Raw genomic sequence first — 13101 nt, forward strand, 5'->3', positions numbered from 1 at the left:
TCCTATAGCAAATATTATACTATAGGAGTCCACTTTTTTATATCTATATAAATAGTTTTATGGAGTATTATGCTTCTTTTATAAATACATTATCTTTTAAAGCTTCAACTTTATAAGTTTTTTCTTGCCATCTTAATTTAAATTCTACTTTTGTCCAATCCTTTGGTAATTTAACCCTTGAACTTTTTACAGTTCCTTCATTTATAGCTGTATCTATCCCAGCTATTCCATTCATTATAAGTTGCCATAAGCAACCACAATTTGCAATATGAATTCCTTCTTCTGCCCCTTTAAGATCTGAATTAAAATCAAGATTTAAGGCATATTCAGTAAATTTATCTAAATGTTCCTTATCCTCTATCCAAGCCGCTACTATTGCATGGTTTACTGGTGATAATGAAGAATCGTGCGTTGTTATCGGCTCATATTTTCTATAAGTATTTAGAATTTGTTCCTCTGTAAATTCCCTTTTGAATAACATAGCTAAAGCCAATGCATCTGCTTGCTTTAAACATTTAGAACGATATAATTTTTCTTGTGTTACAAAAAATCCAAATGGCTTATTCTTATCCTTCCATAAACCATCTATATCTATCTCCGCATAATCTTCAAAATCTTCACTTTGTACTATATAATTTTCTTCTTTATCCACTATAACTTTCAGTTTACTAGCTATAATATTCATAACCTCTATTTCATCTTTTGATATATTTAACTTACAATTAAGCTTTTCATAAGCCAATTTATCCTTTTCCTTTACTATTTCTAAAGCTTCAATAGCTTTTTCTAGATTTAATTTTACCATTCTATTAGTAAAAGAATTATTTCTTGTCATAGCTGAATATTCATCTGGTCCCATGACATTTAACAAATCATATCCCCCAAATTTATTTTTATCAACTCTACTACACCAGAATCTTGCCGTTTCAAAAAGTATTTCCGTTCCGTAGTTTATTAAAAATTCATAATCATTCGTTGCTTTGAAGTAATGCCATATTCCATAAGCTATATCAGCAGTTATATGAATTTCATTATCTGCATATTCCCATAAAGAGCATTGCTCATCTCCTCTTATAGCTGATTGCCATGGATACCTAGCCCCTGGGCTATTATATTTTTTAGCATTTTCTTTTGCTCCTTGTAAGGTATTATATCTATACATAAGCAGATTTTTTGCAGCCTTAGGATTTGTATATATATAAAATGGAAGCAAGAATATTTCTGTATCCCAAAAGTATCTTCCATAATATGCTTCTCCTGCAAAGCCCTTTGCACATATTGCCATCCTAGGATCCTCTTCGTTATTACTTCTTAAAAGATGATATATTGAAAATCTTATAGCTAATTGATCTTTTATATTTCCTTCTATCTTGACATCACTTTCATTCCATTTTTTATTCCAAATCTCTTTATTTTCCCTATATAAAGATTCATAAGAAATATCTGCTGCATCTATTAAAATTAAAGCCCTTTTTTCTAAATCACCTTCTTCTAAATCTCTACTTGTTACTATTATTGAACGTTTTTCAAAACTATATCTCTCACCTTTTTTTATTTGTTTTATTCCTTTATATCTAATATCTTTTTCACCTTTTACTATAGAAAAATTCACATTATCACTACTTAATTTGCAAAGTTCCATAACATAATTTTCCACATCTGTCTTACACCTTAAAGAAATCATATCTGATATTATTTTGGTATTCATATCTACAAAGTGATTATATCCATTAGTAGTTACCTTACCATCTATTCCAGATAAAATCTCTAAATTAGAAGTTCCCTCTAATACCTCAACCTCTATCTTTTGAACAAATAGATGTTTTTGCTCCATACTAGGAAATCTATTATATCTGAATTTCAACTTACAACTATCAGCTTTATTAGTCCAAATAAATTCTCTTGTAAGTACCCCATCTTGTAAATCAAGTATTCTTTCGTATTCACTTATATTAGATAAATCCATATCAAGCTTTTCTCCATCCATTCTAAAAGAAAACTCCATAAAATATGGTAGATTTATTATAACTTCATTAAGCGCTGGATGATTTCCCATTATAGTAGGTATATAAGTCCCCCATTTAGATATTGGATTTTTTTGTATCTCTGTAGTTACGCTTTTAAAACTTCTTTCGTATAGCTCATCTTGTGTGGCTTTACTTAAGCCCTCTTCAAAACTTGCTCTAAGATTAAGGTATCCATTTCCTTGACAAAAAGCTCCTTCATAATATTTGTTTTTGTCTATATTAAAGCTCTTTTCATTTATAATCCAATTACTATTCATAATCTACCTCCCACTTTAACCCTTTACTGCTCCAGCTGATAAACCTGATACAACTTGTTCTTGTAGCGTAATATATACTAATATACTTGGTATGGTTACCAATACTACTGCTGCAAACATTGCACCATAATCACTAGCAAAAGCGCTCTTAAAGTAATATAGTGCTAATGGAAGTGTTCTATTTTCATTACCTGTAGTTAATGTCAATGCAAATTGGAATTCATTCCATGCTAATAAAAATTGTAATACTCCTGCTGTAGCAAATGCTGGTTTAGCTACTGGTAAAATAACACTTGAAAAAGTTTTAAAGAAACCTGCTCCATCTAAATATGCTGATTCTTCTAATTCCTTTGGTATTGTACGGAAATAACTCATCATTATAAATAATGTAGTTGGTAATCCAAATCCTGCATATACAATAATTAATCCAGTTAATGTATCATATAGTCCTGTCTTATTTACTGTTAAATAAAGAGGTTGTAAAAGTGCTGCACTTGGTATTAATAATGCTAGAGAGAACATAATCTTGAAAAATTTCTTTCCTTTGAAATTATGTCTTGCTATAACATATGCTGCCATACTAACAGTAACAAGGTTTAAAATAGTGCTTCCTATTGCTACTACGATACTATTAATATAGAATCTGCCAAGTGGAGCTATCTTAAAAGCTGTTATATAGTTAGACAACTTTAAACCATTTTTAAATCCACTAGTTGAAGATAAAATATCTGCATTTCCTTTAAATGAAGATATTAATACCCATATAAAAGGTCCTATAGACATCGCTATAATTGTAACTAAAAATATCCCTATAAGTGTTTTCTTTAAATGTTTCATTATATCCACCACCTTATTAGACTGCTTCGTCTGTTTTGTATATCTTGCTTATTATTCCTACTGCGATTAAACCTAATATTATAAGGTATACACCACCAGTATTTGCAAGACCAAAATTATTCTCTTTAAGAGCTGTTTGATAAATAAACATAGGCATATTTAATGTTTTATTTCCAGGCCCGCCTGAAGTAGTCATCATTATTATATCTAGCTTCTGAAGCATACTTGTTGCTGAAAGTATAGTTGCTGTTCCTATAATATTTTTAAGTAATGGTAGAGTTATCATTTTAATTATCTCAAATTCTGTCGCACCATCTACTCTAGCTGCCTCATAAATATCTTCTGGTATGGCTGCCATTTCAGCTAATACAAGTATTGCAACAACTGCTGCAAAAGGTAGCCAAGTTATAGTTACTGTAAAAAAAGATGTCTTAGGATCCATAAACCAATTTTGAGAGAAATCCGTAAACCCTAAAGCTTTTATAAGACTATTTACAGCTCCAAATTGTGGGTTAAATATACATAAAAAAAGTAAACCTAACGCTGCACTAGATATTATATTAGGTATCATAAAGGCTGTTCTTGCAAATTTAAAGTACCATTTCTTTCTTGCTAGTATTAGGGCAAATATAACCCCTATAGCCACATGAACTGTTGATTGTAATAGAATCCATATTACTGTATTTATAAGACTCTTAATAAAATCCTCATTTTTAAATAGTTCTATATAATTCTTAAGGCCTACAAAGTTAAGCTTAGATCCTATACTCCAATCTGTGAAAGAAGTTACTGCTAGTACTCCTATTGAAAAGGCGTATACAAATATGAATATAAGTGTTGCAGGAAGTAAGAATGCTGCTATCCATTTCTTGTTGTTCTTCATAAAACCACTCCTCTTATAATTATCTTCAAACTTATTGTAAACCTTTTAATTTTTTGTTTGAATGTAAAATCCATACCTGTTGTTGTATTAATTTTGCTTATTTAACCAATGTACTTTTTTATATAAAACATATAATAAATTTCTTATAATATTTTTTCTTTTCTTGTAAAATCTGTACTTCAAAAAAATATGCCTTCCTACGAACTTCGTAGGAAGGCATATTTTTCATTATGTAAAGTATGTTTTTATTCATATTTACATTTATTTTGAATTTATCTTTTCTAAATCCTTAGCTATCTTTTCTATATTTGCTATCTGTGTTTTAGTAAATTCATTTACTTCAGCTGTTTTATAATTTATACTACTAATTTCATTTTTTATATCCGCTAAAACTGATGGAATTCTCTCCGCAAGTATTTCACTATTTCTAGATAATTTTCTAATTTCACTTGCAACTACTGAAAAGCCTTTTCCAGCATCCCCAACTCTAGCAGCTTCAATAGATGCATTAAGTCCAAGCATATTTGATTGTGCTGATATATTTTTTATATCACCTATTATTGAATCTATTTCAGAAAGCTTCATTTGTGAGTCTTCTGCAGCCTTTGAAATATCTAAAATTTTTGCACTTAGATCTTGAGCTCCTAAACCTATTTCTTGCAAATTGTTTAATACATTTTTAACCGCTTGTATTACTTGTTCTTCCATATCAATCTAATTCTCCTTATGCTTTTTTACTTTTAAATATGTACTTATATTTTCGTACCTTTTCTTAATATATTTACTATTAGAGTCTCCATTATAATTATTTTTAATTCTTTAAAAAATAAGCCTATAAAAATTTCTTGTTTTCAAGGCATATTATTCATCGTTAAAGCTTCTATAACCTCATTTGCATAAGGAAATTTATATTAATTAGGACATTATATTAATTTTTACTACCTATCTATTAAATTTTCATCTGAATATTCATCTTTTAATATCATATATTGCTGCTTTATTTTTCTTATTATACTAAACGCAAACCAAATAAACAATAGAATTGATAAAAAAACTAATACTATTAATGCTATACGTGATTTTTCTGCTGGTATTACTTCTAATATAATAGAGATAGAAGTTATTAATCCAAAGCAACCAATTATTGATACTAATACCCCTCTTTTTATTGTGTTTCTCACTATAAGCGCTCCTTAGAAATTGATATGATTCTTTATTATAGTAGTATTTTCGTTATCTTTTTTACAATCTAAACCTTTTTATACTATTTTTAAGTTTTTTTCAAACATTTAATATAATACCATAATTTATTCACCTTTACTATCAACTTACCAATTAAATTTAAAACATATTTTTAATTATATTGTATTAATTAAATATTCATAAGTTCAATGTTTAATTAATACAATATAATATAAGGCTAAAAAACTATAATTTTTCTATTTAAAATAAAAAACTCTTGACTTTTTATCTTTATAGAGTTATAGTTAGCCCTAGAGAGAAATAGTATATCGACGCGGGGTGGAGCAGTTGGTAGCTCGTCGGGCTCATAACCCGAAGGTCGTAGGTTCAAGTCCTATCCCCGCAACCATAAAACACCTATACATTATGTATAGGTGTTTATTTTAATTATTTATTATATAACATATTTACTTGATATATGTCTCTTCTAATATATTTAATGTTCTATAAGCCTCGGCTTTTACCTCTTTGATTTTGTGTTTTTTTAAATCTTCTAAAATGTATATAACAGAACCGCCTTGCTCACCTAATCTTTTTATAACATTTGTTAATACTGAATCTATATTTTCTTCATATTTATCTAATATATGTTTATAATATGGAATTAAACTTTCATCTTTTATACCTTTTAATCCTTGCAAAGAACTATTTACTAATTTTATATTTTCAGATTTTAAAACAAATTTAAATTCTTCTAAGTATTTATATCTGTCTTTTGCTTTTCCTAGGAAATAAATAGCCAAGCCACTAAGCTCATCATTATCACTATATACCAATTTTTTATATTCTTCTGAATAATCCTTTTCTACTCTACTTAAAACATAATTCATATACTTCAAAAGTTCTTTATCTATAATATCTTGTTTTAAGAAGCAATTTTCTACTGCCTCTATAAAGCTCGAACTATCTTCTTTATAATACCAGTTGATTAATTTTAAAGCTATTAATACATCACCATAATCTCCTTCTAAATCTCTTATTATATATTTCTTAGCCTTCCCCTTTTTATGCTTTGCTAACATTTGAAGTGCAGACTTTGCTTCAGCATTATCTTCATTTAAATATATATTTTCTAAAAATGTTACAGTCTCATCAGTTATTTCTCTTAACTTTCCCATGCCATAAATAGCTGATACTCTTGTACTTTTATCTTTAGTACTATTATAAATACCTATTAATTCTTTCTCATTGCCACCCATGTTCGTTCCAAACCAAAAAATTTCATAGCCATTTATTATTTCATCTAACCATCTTTCATACCAGTCTATAAAATTACTTTCATAGGTAAAAAACGGTTTATTTCCATCATCATCTGTATATATTACTTTACCCTTATATGGCCCATTTAAAACTAACATCATATTATAAGTACAACCTTGAGTTCCTAAATAAAGAAGTCCTCCATAAACTTTATCATAACATTCATCTGAAAATTCATCATAATCTTCATCTGATACATCTTCACCATAAATAATATTAGTTATTTCTTTCCATTCCTCAGTTGTCATATCAGGTCTTAAAATACATTCTTTAGAAAGATTTTTATCAATCTTAGAAACATCCAATTTCTTTATACCATAATAAGGTCCTACCCCACCATTACCAACCTTAAGTATAAAGTTTCTATAATCTTTTGGTAATATAATGTTATTATTTTTTTCAAACCTTTCAACTTCTTCTAATGAAGCTACTTCTTTTAGTTTGAATTTATGCGCCTCAGCTCCAAAAATATCTATATTATATGGATTTTTTGAAGCCTTAATTATTTTATTTTTAATCCTTTGAGCCATATCCCAAGTTGTATCATACTTAACCTTATCTATGTCCCCTCTTCTAAAAAACTTACCAAATCTCTTTACCAAACTCTCCACCCCAAATATAAGTACTAATTATATATTTATATGATTTCTACCTAGTTTTAGTATTTTTTGTACAAACCATTTCCTTTTTGGAAGCATATTCAACATATTCTTCTATTTCATTTTCTTTATAAGCTCTTTTTATCTCTTGCTCATAAAATAATATTTCACCATAAATTGAATCTTCAATACTATTTATAATATACTCATCTTCTTTTTTAGTAAGATCTACTTTAATATGAAATACCTTGTCCTTTTTAGAATCTAAAATATATTTATCAAGCATTTCTTTTATCTTATTTTCAGATGGATTAATAATACTATTTCCGCTAGGTGTTTCTAGCTTTAAAATTTTAAAAATACTTTTTATATCTGAAGCTTTAAAACTACTATTACCATAATATTTTATTGCTTCTATAAAATACAATATAATTCCTATTTTAACTGGAGTACAAGATAATTCTGCTCTACTTCTTGTACTTAAGCAAAAGAATCCAAATTCATCATAATCAATACTTTCTAATATACTCATAAAATATCACCTTTCTTAACTTAGCTACTTAAATATAATTTTTTAACCTTTCCATCAAGGAAGACATTTGTTTAAAATAATATTTTTTTCATCAACTTTATATATATATAAATTTCTATCAATATATAGACTACACTATAAATTATAGGAATAATAAGTGCATTTAATGAAAAATATTTAAGACCTATATTAGAATTTATTATGTTATATGCAGGAGGTAGCATCCAAGTAATTACTTTAAAAATAGAATATTCTTTTATTAATGGCCCTTTAATAACTGCTATAAATGAAAGAAAAGACAAAATAAGTATTGCTTTATTTCTATTCCCAATAACTTTTGTTTGTATTATCATAGCTAATAATACTCCCATAAGCGCTACTAATGTTTGAATTATGAAACCTAAAATAACATCACTTGCTATAATACCATTTTGAAATTCAGTTCCACCCTTTGATATATTAATAATTATTGGCCAAATAGTACCTACTAAAGATAATATAATTCCTATAATCCACATAAATAAAATTTTTGAAAACCAATATATATTGTTGTTTTTTACTTTAAGAAATACTACTTGTTCTGTAATAGTATCTTGCATCTCACAGTAAACAAATCCTATCCAAGCCATTGTACAAAATACTAAATTAGCACTTAAACCTATCCCTGCTACAAAATATACTGAATCTGTACTATAAAAAATTACATGAATTAAAAGAAAAGTTGCGATTGGAACCATTAATTTATTACATTTTTTATTAAGCTTATAATTATATTTTAATAAAGCTATCAAAATACCCCTCCTTCAACTATTTAAAATATTTAAGTGTGTACCCGTCTTTTAGCATCTTTAAAAGTATTTCATTACTTTTACCTTCTTTTACTTCTAATTTTAAAGCATCATCTTCTTCATAACACTTTCCAATATCCTTAAGCTCTGATTGAAGGTTAATATTGATACTTTGCTTTTTGTCAAATATCATCAAATTATATTTACAAGCTTCTAATTTAATATTTTTGTCTTCAACTATTGTTTGATTTTCAATTCTAAGTATTCTAGTAGCTAATTGTTCTACTAAAAACATTTCATGACATGACATAATAACTGTAACACCTTGTTCTATTAAATCTTTAACAATACGAATGAAGTTTTTTTGTGAATTGATATCTTGCCCAGATAAAGGCTCGTCCAGCAATAATACATCAGGTTTTGTAATTAATGCTTGAAGCACATCTACTTTTTGTAATGTTCCCTTAGATAAATGCTTCATAGGAATATCCTTCATTGTTTCTAAATAAAACTTTGCATAAAGATCTTTAACCTTTGTATCATATTCCTCTTTACTTACTTTATCTATTTCTCCCATAGATCTCATATACTCTTCTATTGTTAAATCAAGCTTGGAATAATTTTCAGGTATGTAATTAAATTTTATATATCTATCTGCAATTATTTTTCCACCACTTATAGTTGTAAGTCCACATAGCATACGAAGAAAAGTGCTTTTCCCCATTCCATTATTACCTAAAATAGCTACACTTTCTCCTTGTTTGAATTCAACATTAACATTATTTAAAATTACTTTGCTTCCAAACTTCTTACTTAAGTTTTCCACCCTAATAATAGAATTCGTCATACTTTCCCCCTTAATTTACTGCTATAATATTTTAATCTTTCTTTTTTATCCTATACTTTCACTATATAATCACTCTTTAATACACCATAATTATACAACATTTACTAAAACCGAACAAAACTATTTAACCGCTTTTGTATCTATTGTTAAACTAATTTTGAAATTAATATTATGTAGTAAAAATATATTTCTTGACTTCCTACCTTTATTACGTTATAGTTAACCCCTAGACAAAATTAATATAATATCGCGGGATGGAGCAGTTGGTAGCTCGTCGGGCTCATAACCCGAAGGTCGTAGGTTCAAGTCCTGCTCCCGCAACCATAAAACACCTATACATATGTATAGGTGTTTTTATTACTTTTACAGATTACTTTAACGACTTATTATATATTTAATAAGAAATTCTAAACTATAAAAGTGCCTTCCTAAAAAATCAGTAGGAAGACACTAAAAATATATTAATCTAATCTTATTTAGTTGTAGCTTTTATTGCATAAAGACTTCCATCTGTACTTCCAAAATAAATAGTATCATCAACAATTATAGGTGTAGTATATATTGGTTTTTTCACTTCAAATTCAAATACTTTCTTTTTATCATTATTTATATCATATCCAAATATATGACCCGATGAGGAACTATAAACATCTCCATCTGCAAAATATAAAATGTTATCCTTTATAACTGGCTTTGAAAATATACTTACAGTTCCTATAAACTTAGAAACCTTATCACCACTATCATATTTAAATGAATAAACTTTATGATTATCAGAGCCTCCAACATAAATTATATCATCTTTAACTATCATATCTGCGGTTAACCAAGAGCCTTCTTCATCTGAAAAACTCCATTTTTCACTACCGTCCTTTAGACTATATGCAACCATCTTTGCATCTCTTCCTGAAAAATAAACATAATCCTTGTAAATAAATGATGCATGAACCATCTTTGAACCCATACTTTTATTCAATATGGTTTTTTGTGTATTTAAATCCATAGCAAAGCAATTTCCTTTAGAATCTCCAAAACATAACACATCTCCTTGAAGCGATGGTGTTGTTGTTATTTCTGAACAATTGCTTTCTTTGTATTCCCACACTAGCTTCCCATCTGTCTTATTAATACCATAAATAGTTCCTGCCTTACTAGTAAATATAATTAAATCCTTGTAATTAACAGCAGCGGGTGAATGATAATCATAAGTATCTATACGCTCTTTAACATCAAGCTTACTTGTATAATGCCAAATTTCTTTTCCAGTTGATGCATCTAACAAATAGCAAGTATTAGGTGTTGAAACTATAACATTTTTCTCACTAATAACAATATCTGAATTTATTATATTGTCAGTTTTAAACTTCCACTTTTCTTCATGTGTTTTTAAATCAACAGAATAGACTGTCTTAGCATTATTCCCAAATATAATATTATTATCTAAAATAACTGGTGATGACATAATAGCTGCATCTGTTTTAAAACTCCACAGTATATCTTTACTTGAATCTTTTGAACATCCTTGCAAGAATAAAATAGCTACAAATGATAAAACCAAAATAGACATTTTTCCTAATAAATTTTTCATTATCTTCCTCCAATTTATATATTTTTTCTAGATAATAAAATAATATAATAAAAGGAAACTCTATTCAATATTTTATCTATTCTGTAAACATTTTGTAATTTATTCGTTTCTTTTTTGTAACTTATCAAAAACTTAAAATTAAAAATAAAATATATTTTTTTTTAATTTTAATCCTTTATAAAAAAACTCCCCTATTGTTTAAAATAGAGGAATTTTTATATTTTTCAAATTTAAACTAAAAACAGCTATCAAAAGCTTTTTGTAATTCATTAATTGGATGTGCATGTTTAAAATACTTTGAGTTAATTGACGTAGCCATTATTCCACCAACTTTAGTTTCTACATCATACTCACCTAAAGCTTCATCTAAAAATAAATATGTTATTTGTCCCCAAAGATCTAATTCTTCCTCTTTATATTCCTTAAAAAATAATATTATACCTACTTTACTCGGATTATCCTCATAAAAAATAGCATAATAAACATCTTCAGGTTTTACTTTTTTCCCTTGAAAATCTAGCTCACTTAAAGTATCCCTTCTAGGACGATATTTTATAAATTCCCAGCTTCTAAGCTTTGGAGCTACATCAACCAAGTTTTCTACCTCATCAAAAGCCGATTTTATTCCTCCAGCACTTATTACTAACTCTCTCTTACCATTCTCTTTAATACAACTAATTTCAAAAGTTAAATTAGGATCTATCTCTTCCAATTCATAAGACAATTCATCAAATAATTCCTCCTGATGCTTCTCAAAATTGAATAACCTATCTTCATTCTCATAAAACCAACTCCAAAATCTTTCATATTTATCTTTAAAAAATGAAGTCATCTCTACTTAATCATCCTTTCTAATTTAAAAATTGTATTTTATGCTAATGTAAGCTTAATACAATAATTTTTTTCTAAATTATAAAATTTAATATAACATCATTTATTGTTATACAATTATAAAATAATATCCCTTTTTTAATAAATTAATACCTATTATCTATATTACCTCAATTAGTAAATGATGTTAGTACCAAAAATTAAAATATCTTTCTACAAAATTCTTAAGATGTCATTTTTAAGATTTAGAATTTATCATTACATATAATATTTTATTTTTTTATAAAGTAATTAATAACTTTATATTATATTAAACACTTTACACTATTTTACTTTTAAAGTAAATTTTATAATGAATAAAGATAAATTTTTAAAAGGGGTCAATATATTGAAAAAAACTGGTTTTAAATATTTTTTATGTATTTTATCAATTATTTCTATGGTAGCTAGTGGAATAGTTACGTTGTTGCTACCAGTTTTAAGTGGAATGTATAGTAAAATATTTAACACTCAAATAACTATGGATATAATCATTTTTATTTGGATTACTATAGTTCCTCTATATGCTATTTTAATTAGTTTTTACAGAATAAGCATACTACTATTAACAATGAAAGGTTTTGAAAATAGCACTATTAAACAAATTCAAATTGTAAAAATTGCTTCTGCTATCGAATTTATCCTATATATTTATGCTTGTATTAGATATAAGAATATATTACCGTTTATTATTCTTTGCGGAACTATTATTATATATCTTCTCTCTGCATTAATTAAAGAAATACTAGTCGATGGACAAAAGTATTATGAAGATAGTAATTTAGCTATTTAGGAGAGATTATGATTATTGTAAATTTAGATGTTATGATGGCCAAAAGAAAAATAAAGATGTGATAAATTATACTTAGAACTGAAAACAAGAGTAATATTATAATGGTAATTATTCCAATTTTGTATGTTATTCATATTGCTATATTTATAGTTCTTGGTTCAATGGGCAACCCTAATACTGGTAAATGGTTGGATTATTCAAATTTTGGAACTCAATCTGCTATTTCTATAGTATGCCTTATCTTAAATATATGGTTACTTCTTCCTTCCTCTAATTGTGAATCAGATTTCAAAATAGTATTGCTTATAATAAATATCATAGAGATAGTAGGTGTAATTACTATATTTTTATTACCAATGTGGGGAGAACCTCCTACAATTCAATTTTAAATACTTATTATTAATATCCTAAAAGGGCTTATTTTGTAAGGATACCTCTTATCAATAATAATAGGTAAGATTCTCCTTTACAAAATAAGTCCTTTTGTTATTATAAATTTTCTAGTAAAAATAAATTATATAATATTTTTTAACTCTTTTTTATTAATAAAAAAATATTCTATAACTTTAAAATATTAT

13 protein-coding genes and 2 tRNA genes are annotated in these 13101 nt (G+C 26.9%); 4 read left to right on the plus strand and 11 right to left on the minus strand.

Annotated features, from left to right (window positions below):
• Nucleotides 1-67: 67 nt before the first annotated feature.
• The 5 genes from BUB01_RS06890 to BUB01_RS06910 all read right to left on the minus strand — a co-directional run bounded on the left by BUB01_RS06890 (nucleotide 68) and on the right by BUB01_RS06910 (nucleotide 5185).
• Nucleotides 68-2284 (minus strand): glycoside hydrolase family 65 protein, encoded by a 2217-nt coding sequence (locus tag BUB01_RS06890; RefSeq protein ID WP_072985964.1) that lies wholly within the window; start codon nucleotides 2282-2284, stop codon nucleotides 68-70.
• A 15-nt stretch (nucleotides 2285-2299) separates the two neighbouring features.
• Nucleotides 2300-3121, minus strand: a complete 822-nt coding sequence (locus tag BUB01_RS06895; protein WP_200802851.1) for a carbohydrate ABC transporter permease — start codon at nucleotides 3119-3121, stop codon at nucleotides 2300-2302.
• Between the two features lie 16 nt (nucleotides 3122-3137).
• Nucleotides 3138-4004, minus strand: a complete 867-nt coding sequence (locus BUB01_RS06900; protein ID WP_072985965.1) for a carbohydrate ABC transporter permease — start codon at nucleotides 4002-4004, stop codon at nucleotides 3138-3140.
• Between the two features lie 261 nt (nucleotides 4005-4265).
• Nucleotides 4266-4712 carry a methyl-accepting chemotaxis protein gene (locus BUB01_RS06905; protein ID WP_072985966.1) on the minus strand — a complete coding sequence of 149 codons (447 nt, stop codon included), beginning with the start codon at nucleotides 4710-4712 and terminating at the stop codon, nucleotides 4266-4268.
• Between the two features lie 230 nt (nucleotides 4713-4942).
• Nucleotides 4943-5185 carry a hypothetical protein gene (locus BUB01_RS06910; RefSeq protein WP_072985967.1) on the minus strand — a complete coding sequence of 81 codons (243 nt, stop codon included), beginning with the start codon at nucleotides 5183-5185 and terminating at the stop codon, nucleotides 4943-4945.
• A gap of 334 nt (nucleotides 5186-5519) precedes the next feature.
• On the opposite strand from BUB01_RS06910, the gene BUB01_RS06915 reads away from it, so the two are divergent.
• Nucleotides 5520-5595 (plus strand) — tRNA-Met (locus BUB01_RS06915).
• Nucleotides 5596-5653: 58 nt separating this feature from the next.
• On the opposite strand, the gene BUB01_RS06920 is transcribed toward BUB01_RS06915, so the two are convergent.
• The 4 genes from BUB01_RS06920 to BUB01_RS06935 form a co-directional block, all read right to left on the minus strand.
• The gene (locus BUB01_RS06920; RefSeq protein ID WP_072985968.1) at nucleotides 5654-7108 is read right to left on the minus strand and encodes an SMI1/KNR4 family protein; all 1455 of its coding nucleotides are present in this window, start codon (nucleotides 7106-7108) and stop codon (nucleotides 5654-5656) included.
• Between the two features lie 46 nt (nucleotides 7109-7154).
• Complete coding sequence (locus BUB01_RS06925) at nucleotides 7155-7637, minus strand: hypothetical protein (protein WP_072985969.1); 483 nt, start codon at nucleotides 7635-7637, stop codon at nucleotides 7155-7157.
• Nucleotides 7638-7708: 71 nt separating this feature from the next.
• Nucleotides 7709-8428, minus strand: coding sequence for a hypothetical protein (locus tag BUB01_RS06930; protein WP_072985970.1), 720 nt, complete (start codon nucleotides 8426-8428; stop codon nucleotides 7709-7711).
• A 16-nt stretch (nucleotides 8429-8444) separates the two neighbouring features.
• A complete protein-coding gene (locus BUB01_RS06935) occupies nucleotides 8445-9272 on the minus strand; it encodes an ATP-binding cassette domain-containing protein (RefSeq protein ID WP_072985971.1) in 828 nt (275 codons plus the stop codon).
• Between the two features lie 248 nt (nucleotides 9273-9520).
• On the opposite strand from BUB01_RS06935, the gene BUB01_RS06940 reads away from it, so the two are divergent.
• A tRNA-Met gene (locus tag BUB01_RS06940) sits at nucleotides 9521-9596 on the plus strand.
• Nucleotides 9597-9744: 148 nt separating this feature from the next.
• Here the strand turns inward: BUB01_RS06940 and BUB01_RS06945 are convergent.
• The gene (locus BUB01_RS06945) at nucleotides 9745-10860 is read right to left on the minus strand and encodes an outer membrane protein assembly factor BamB family protein (RefSeq protein ID WP_072985972.1); all 1116 of its coding nucleotides are present in this window, start codon (nucleotides 10858-10860) and stop codon (nucleotides 9745-9747) included.
• 235 nt (nucleotides 10861-11095) lie between these two features.
• Complete coding sequence (locus BUB01_RS06950; protein WP_072985973.1) at nucleotides 11096-11692, minus strand: hypothetical protein; 597 nt, start codon at nucleotides 11690-11692, stop codon at nucleotides 11096-11098.
• A gap of 387 nt (nucleotides 11693-12079) precedes the next feature.
• On the opposite strand from BUB01_RS06950, the gene BUB01_RS06955 reads away from it, so the two are divergent.
• Together BUB01_RS06955 and BUB01_RS06960 are read left to right on the plus strand one after the other, a co-directional pair.
• A complete protein-coding gene (locus BUB01_RS06955; RefSeq protein ID WP_072985974.1) occupies nucleotides 12080-12523 on the plus strand; it encodes a hypothetical protein in 444 nt (147 codons plus the stop codon).
• 101 nt (nucleotides 12524-12624) lie between these two features.
• Nucleotides 12625-12912 (plus strand): hypothetical protein, encoded by a 288-nt coding sequence (locus tag BUB01_RS06960; RefSeq protein ID WP_072985975.1) that lies wholly within the window; start codon nucleotides 12625-12627, stop codon nucleotides 12910-12912.
• Nucleotides 12913-13101 lie beyond the last annotated feature (189 nt).

The organism is Clostridium cavendishii DSM 21758 (assembly GCF_900141845.1).
Taxonomy (GTDB): domain Bacteria; phylum Bacillota; class Clostridia; order Clostridiales; family Clostridiaceae; genus Clostridium_AG; species Clostridium_AG cavendishii.